We start from the raw sequence: 552 nt of genomic DNA on the forward strand, positions 1-552 counted from the left end.
CTTAAAGGCTGTTGATCAGCGTGGCGAAAGTTTCCTGCGCAGCTTTGATGATCTGCGAAGACGCTGTGTAGTACTGCTGGTACTTGACCAGGTTGCCGGTTTCTTCGTCCAGGTTGACCCCGGAAAGCGAATCGCGGGCACCCTTGGCGTTCTCCAGAATCGCCGTGGTCGCGGCGCTGTCGGACTTGCCTTGGGCGGTCTTGGTACCGACGTTGGTCACCAGGGTGTTGTAGGCGTCGGTCAGGCTGATGCCCTTGCTCGCCGAACCGGTGTCCACGGTCTGTTTGGTTTGCAATGCGACCAGTGCCTGGGCGTTGCGGTTGTCCGAAGACGCCGCGCCGGTCAGGTTCATGGTGAAGGTCTCGCCGGTTTTCGGCGTGCCGCCCACGGTGGTCTGCACGGTGAAGGTCTTCTGTACGTTCGGCGTGACCGTAGTGTCCATCACCGGGTTGCCGCTGGCATCGACGATGCCGACCTTCAAATTCAGCGTGTTCGACTGGCCAGGGACGATGGTGCCGGTGCCCAGCGTCCCGCCCTTGGCGTCGACCAGGG

At 61.8% G+C, this 552-nt stretch carries 1 protein-coding gene; it reads right to left on the reverse strand.

Annotation, left to right across the window (positions count from 1 at the left end):
• Position 1 precedes the first annotated feature (1 nt).
• A partial coding sequence (locus J5M71_RS26825; RefSeq protein WP_279382383.1) for a flagellar basal body rod C-terminal domain-containing protein occupies positions 2 to 552 on the reverse strand: 551 nt, incomplete at its 5' end.

Origin of the sequence: Pseudomonas sp. 43(2021) (genome assembly GCF_017490805.1) — a bacterium.
GTDB lineage: Bacteria > Pseudomonadota > Gammaproteobacteria > Pseudomonadales > Pseudomonadaceae > Aquipseudomonas.